Origin of the sequence: Micromonospora inaquosa (assembly GCF_003857055.1) — a bacterium.
Lineage (GTDB): Bacteria > Actinomycetota > Actinomycetes > Mycobacteriales > Micromonosporaceae > Micromonospora > Micromonospora inaquosa.
Map to the genome: position 1 here is coordinate 1 of NZ_QGSZ01000059.1, position 5456 is coordinate 5456.

Consider the following 5456-nt stretch of genomic DNA (forward strand, 5'->3'; position numbering starts at 1 on the left):
GGGGTGCGGGCGGCGTGGTGCCCCGTGTGGGTTTCGGGGCCACCGGCGGAGCTGTCGTCCGCAGGGCCGGGCCGGGATCGGCCGCGGCGGGCCCTTGCAGTGGACGTCGCGGGCCGGCGGTCAGCCAACCGCCGGTCGGACCGACGCTGGGTGTGCCGAGCGGCGGAAGCGGCGGTTGGCTGGCCATCGGCAGCGGGATCACCACCGGCCCGACGGAGGGGGTCGGGATGAACGGGGTGCTGCTGTCCGGCAGGGCGGTGCTGCCCGGGGTGGCCGAGCCCGCGCTGATCGCGGCGAGGATGGGCATCGACGCGGTGCCGGCCAGTAGCGCGACGGTGAGCAGGTAACCGCGGGTGGGGCCACCGGCGCCGGGGGCCCGGTGAACGCCGACCACCCGGCGATAGCCGCCGGGTGGTCGGTGGCGACCAAGCGCTGGCGTGCCGGGACCGTCACCTGGCTCGTACACCGCGCACCCCTTGTCGTCGGCCGTCGGAGGACATGGATGGACGCCGCCGGGGGCAAAAACCCGACAAATAACCCGATAGGCGCGATCCTGCGGGAATCAGCCTGGCCCAGTCACCCTGCGTCAGCCAACCTCCACCGCGTGTCGACACGCAGTGCTGGCCGAACGATGACGAATCGTGCCGCAACGCCTGGGAAACGCGGGCCGGCATGATGGCGACAAACAGCGTCAAAGCATGGGCTGTCGGATTGCGGGGGCAGGCGTACTGTGGGCGCGCTCACCTGCTCTGCGAATATGGAGCATGACGGCAACGCAGCCGTGACCTCCGCGCACCCTCGCGGCAGGCGCGGTTGAGCGCCGGCGCTCCCGATCCGGGTTCGGCCAGAACCCGGTTCACGCCGTGCGGCAACCCCCACCGGGGCTAGGCGCGGCCGCCAGGAACCGGTCCGGCAGCAGCCGGGCAGGCGCACGAGTTGCGCGGCCGGGTGACCCCCCGGTGCCGACGCAGACACGACAGGGAGAGACCGATGGCAAAGGGCGACCCCGGGGGCACCACCCGCAGCAGGCGGGCCGCACCCCGCTCCAGGAAGGGCACAGCCGGCGACCCCGAGCTGGTGCAGCTACTCACCCCCGAAGGCGAGCGGATCGACAGCGTCACCGGGCCGGACGGCACCGAGTACCGCGTCGACTTCACCGACGAGGAGTACCGCGGGCTCTACCGCGACCTGGTGCTGGTCCGAAAGCTGGACGCCGAGGCGACCGCTCTCCAGCGCCAGGGCGAGCTGGGCATCTGGGCCAGCCTGCTCGGCCAGGAGGCCGCCCAGGTCGGGTCCGGCCGGGCTCTGCGTACCCAGGACATGGCCTTCCCGACCTACCGGGAGCACGGCGTCCTCTACTGCCGGGGCATCGACCCGATCATGCCGCTCGGCCTCTTCCGCGGCGTCGACCAGGGCGGCTGGGACCCGAACGAGTTCAAGTTCAACATGTACACGATCGTGATCGGGGCGCAGACCCTGCACGCCACCGGTTACGCCATGGGCATCACCATGGACGGCAAGACCGGCACCGACGACGGCGAAGCCGTCATCGCGTACTTCGGCGACGGGGCCACCAGCCAGGGTGACGTCAACGAGGCGTTCGTCTGGGCCGGCGTGTTCAACAGCCCGATGGTGTTCTTCTGCCAGAACAACCAGTACGCGATCTCCGAGCCGCTGGAGCGGCAGACCCGGATCCCGCTCTACCAGCGGGCCGCCGGCTTCGGCTTCCCCGGCGTACGGGTGGACGGCAACGACGTGCTCGCCACGTACGCGGTCACCCGCACCGCCCTGGACAACGCCCGGCACGGGCAGGGGCCGAGCCTCATCGAGGCGTACACCTACCGGATGGGCGCGCACACCACCTCCGACGACCCGACCCGCTACCGGATCGCCAGCGAGGTCGAGGCGTGGCAGGCCAAGGACCCGATCGCCCGGGTCAAGGCCTTCCTGGAGAAGCAGAAGATCGCCGACGCGGACTTCTTCGCCGAGATCGACGAGCAGGCCCGCCGCGAGTCGGTGCACCTGCGTGAGCGGGTGCTCGCCATGCCCGACCCGGAGCCGGTGACGATGTTCGACCACGTCTACCCCAACGGGTCCCCGCTGCTCGACGAGCAGCGCGCGCAGTTCAACAGTTACATGGAGTCGTTCGAGGGGAGCGCCCACTGATGGCCACGGAGACGCTCACCATCGGCAAGGCCCTCAACACCGGTCTGCGCCGCGCCCTGGAGAACGACCCCAAGGTCATCATCATGGGCGAGGACGTCGGCAAGCTCGGCGGCGTCTTCCGGATCACCGACGGGCTCCAGAAGGACTTCGGCGACCAGCGGGTGATCGACACCCCGCTGGCCGAGTCCGGCATCATCGGCACCGCTGTCGGTCTGGCCATCCGCGGCTACCGGCCGGTCTGCGAGATCCAGTTCGACGGCTTCGTCTACCCCGCGTACGACCAGATCGTGTCGCAGGTGGCGAAGATGCACTACCGCTCCCGGGGCAAGCTCAACATCCCCATGGTGATCCGGATTCCGTTCGGCGGCGGCATCGGCGCGGTCGAGCACCACTCCGAGTCACCGGAGGCGTACTTCGCACACACCGCCGGCCTGAAGGTGGTGTCCTGCGCCAACCCGCAGGACGCGTACGTGATGATCCAGCAGGCCATCGCCTCGGACGACCCGATCGTCTTCCTGGAGCCCAAGCGGCGCTACTGGGAGAAGGGCCAGGTCGACCTGGACGCGCCGCTGTCCGACGCGTACCCCCTGCACTCGGCCCGGGTTGTGCGGCCCGGCGCCGACGTCACCGTGCTGGCCTACGGCCCGATGGTGCGCACCTGCCTGGAGGCGGCGACCGCCGCCGCCGAGGACGGCCGGGAGTTGGAGGTCATCGACCTGCGCTCGCTCTCGCCGCTGGACCTGACCGCGGCGTACGAGTCGGTGAAGCGCACCGGCCGCGCGGTCGTGGTGCACGAGGCGCCGTCCAACATCGGCCTCGGCGCCGAGTTGGCCGCCCGGATCACCGAGGAGTGCTTCTACTCCCTGGAGTCGCCCGTGCTGCGGGTGACCGGCTTCGACACCCCCTACCCGGCCGCCCGGGTGGAGGAGGAGTACCTGCCCGACCTCGATCGGGTGCTCGACGCCGTCGACCGCACCTTCGGCTGGTGAGCGACATGTCCCGGATCAAGACGTTCAACCTGCCCGACCTGGGCGAGGGGCTGACCGAGGGCGAGATCCTGGCCTGGCTGGTCAAGGTCGGCGACACCATCGAGCTGAACCAGCCGATCGTCGAGGTGGAGACGGCGAAGGCGGCCGTGGAGATCCCGGCGAAGTGGGCCGGGCAGGTGCACACCATCCACCACCCGGAGGGCACCACGGTCGAGGTCGGTGCGCCGATCATCGCGATCGACACCGACCCGGGTGCCGGTCCGGTGGAGACGCCGTCGACCACTGCCACGTCCGGCGGCGACCTGCCCACCCCGTCGGCGGCCTCGCTGGCGGCGGTGGAGGTGGCACCGGCCGAGGGCATGGTCGAGCCCGGTCTGATCGGCGGTCCGGCCCCTGGTGGGCGGACGGCGGTGCTGGTCGGCTACGGCCCGCGTACGACCGCCGCGAAGCGCCGCCCCCGCAAGGGCGCGGTCCCCGCGCAGGCCGTGGCGGCTCCCGCGCCGGCTGCGCCGCCGGTGGTCACTCCGGTGGTGGCTTCGGCGCAGACCGGGCAGGCCACGCCGACGAGCGGTGGGACGACCGGAGGCGTGCTGGCCAAGCCGCCGGTGCGCAAGCTCGCCAAGGATCTCGGGGTCGACCTCGGCACGTTGACCGGGTCGGGGCCGCTCGGCTCGATCACCCGGGAGGACGTGCAGCGGGCGGCGAGCGGTGCGACCACTGTGGTTGCCGAACCGATCGCGGCGACGACCGCGCCCAGCTTCGGCGCGGATCGGGAGCAACACATCCCGGTCAAGGGGGTTCGTAAGCTCACCGCCGAGAACATGTCCCGCTCGGCGTTCACCGCCCCGCACGTGACGGAGTTCCTGACCGTCGACGTGACCCGGGCGATGAAGGCCCTGGACCGGCTGCGCGGCCGGCGGGAGTGGCGCGACGTACGGGTCTCGCCGCTGCTGTTGGTGGCGAAGGCGGTGTTGCTGGCGGTGCAACGGCACCCGATGGTCAACTCGACCTGGGCGGGCGACGAGATCGTGGTCAAGGAGTACGTCAACCTCGGCATCGCGGCAGCCACCGAGCGCGGTCTGATCGTGCCGAACGTCAAGGACGCCGGCCGACTCTCGCTGCGGGAGCTGGCGGACGCGCTGACCGACCTGGTGCAGACGGCGAAGTCCGGCCGCACCTCGCCGGCGGCCATGTCCGGCGGCACGCTGACCATCACCAACGTCGGCGTGTTCGGGGTGGACACCGGCACACCGATCCTGCCGCCGGGTGAGTCGGCGATCCTGGCCTTCGGCGCGGTGCGGGAGATGCCCTGGGTGCACAAGGGCAAGGTCAAGGTTCGCCAGGTCACCACGTTGGGGCTGAGCTTCGATCACCGGATCATCGACGGTGAGCTGGGCTCGAAGTTCCTGCGGGACATCGGCGACTTCCTCACGGATCCGGAGGCGGCGCTGCTCGCCTGGACCTGATCGTTGCGAACGCCAGCCACGGCCGGTGTGCCACGGGTTAACGCCCGGCACACCGGCCGTGTCCGTTGGGCGACGAATCCATCAGCCGGACGATGCTTTGACCTTCGATTGTTAGGCAGGTGTCTCAGCTCACCTAATAATCGATGGAAGTTCGCCGGCTTCTGCTGTTGAATAGATGCATCAGGGGCTGACAACCGAATAGCTAGGGGGACCCACCAATGAGCATGATCGAGCGAATCCGCAACCACCGCGACGCCACCCGCCGCGCCCGTGCCATCGAGCACGCGCTGCGCTCGGCGAACTCGCCGGCGGTCCGCGAAGAGATCCTCGTCATCGCCCAGCGTCACGTGAGCTGACGCTCCACGACATTCCTCACCTCCTCCAGATCGATGGCCCACCCGGCCCACCGGGTGGGCCATCGGCGTTCACCCGCCACCCACCACCGGGATTCCGCCCTGCCGCAGCGCCCGGTACGGTGGGCTTCGGTCACCGCCCGCCGACCCGGCAGAGGCCGAGCCGACAGAAGCTGCTCGACACCAACCGGCCACGGTGAGTGACGGCCAGTGCTCCTTGGACGTGTCGTGCCACCACCCGATACCGTGCGGGGAGCCGGCACAGCGGTACGCCGGTGACGCCGGCAGCCACGCCGAGGAGACCGATCGGCACCGGCGAGCCGACATGTGATGGAGGAGGCGCACCCATGACGTCCGAGGGCCCGCACCGCCCCGGCCAAGAGCCGGACGAGGTGTCACCGGGCGCCGGCGGACCGGCGCCGTACGGCGACCGCCCGGCGCAGCCGGAGAACGGCCAGAACGCCGCCGGCCCCGACCTTGGC

The 5456-nt window shown here is 70.8% G+C and carries 4 protein-coding genes and 1 pseudogene; 4 read left to right on the plus strand and 1 reads right to left on the minus strand.

What is annotated here, in order from left to right:
• Window positions 1–466, minus strand: a pseudogene (locus DLJ59_RS36160) (hypothetical protein); the annotation flags it as partial.
• Window positions 467–990: 524 nt separating this feature from the next.
• Between DLJ59_RS36160 and pdhA the strand changes: the two are divergent.
• The 4 genes from pdhA to DLJ59_RS36530 all read left to right on the plus strand — a co-directional run bounded on the left by pdhA (window position 991) and on the right by DLJ59_RS36530 (window position 4977).
• On the plus strand, window positions 991–2166 hold the full coding sequence (pdhA, locus tag DLJ59_RS00735; protein WP_124770595.1) for a pyruvate dehydrogenase (acetyl-transferring) E1 component subunit alpha: 1176 nt from the start codon (window positions 991–993) through the stop codon (window positions 2164–2166).
• On the plus strand, window positions 2166–3155 hold the full coding sequence (locus DLJ59_RS00740) for an alpha-ketoacid dehydrogenase subunit beta (RefSeq protein WP_124770596.1): 990 nt from the start codon (window positions 2166–2168) through the stop codon (window positions 3153–3155). Before pdhA ends, DLJ59_RS00740 begins: the two co-directional genes overlap by 1 nt.
• 5 nt (window positions 3156–3160) lie before the next feature.
• On the plus strand, window positions 3161–4621 hold the full coding sequence (locus DLJ59_RS00745; RefSeq protein ID WP_124770597.1) for a dihydrolipoamide acetyltransferase family protein: 1461 nt from the start codon (window positions 3161–3163) through the stop codon (window positions 4619–4621).
• A 218-nt stretch (window positions 4622–4839) separates the two neighbouring features.
• Window positions 4840–4977, plus strand: a complete 138-nt coding sequence (locus DLJ59_RS36530) for a hypothetical protein (protein WP_167493808.1) — start codon at window positions 4840–4842, stop codon at window positions 4975–4977.
• The last annotated feature ends 479 nt before the right edge of the window (window positions 4978–5456 follow it).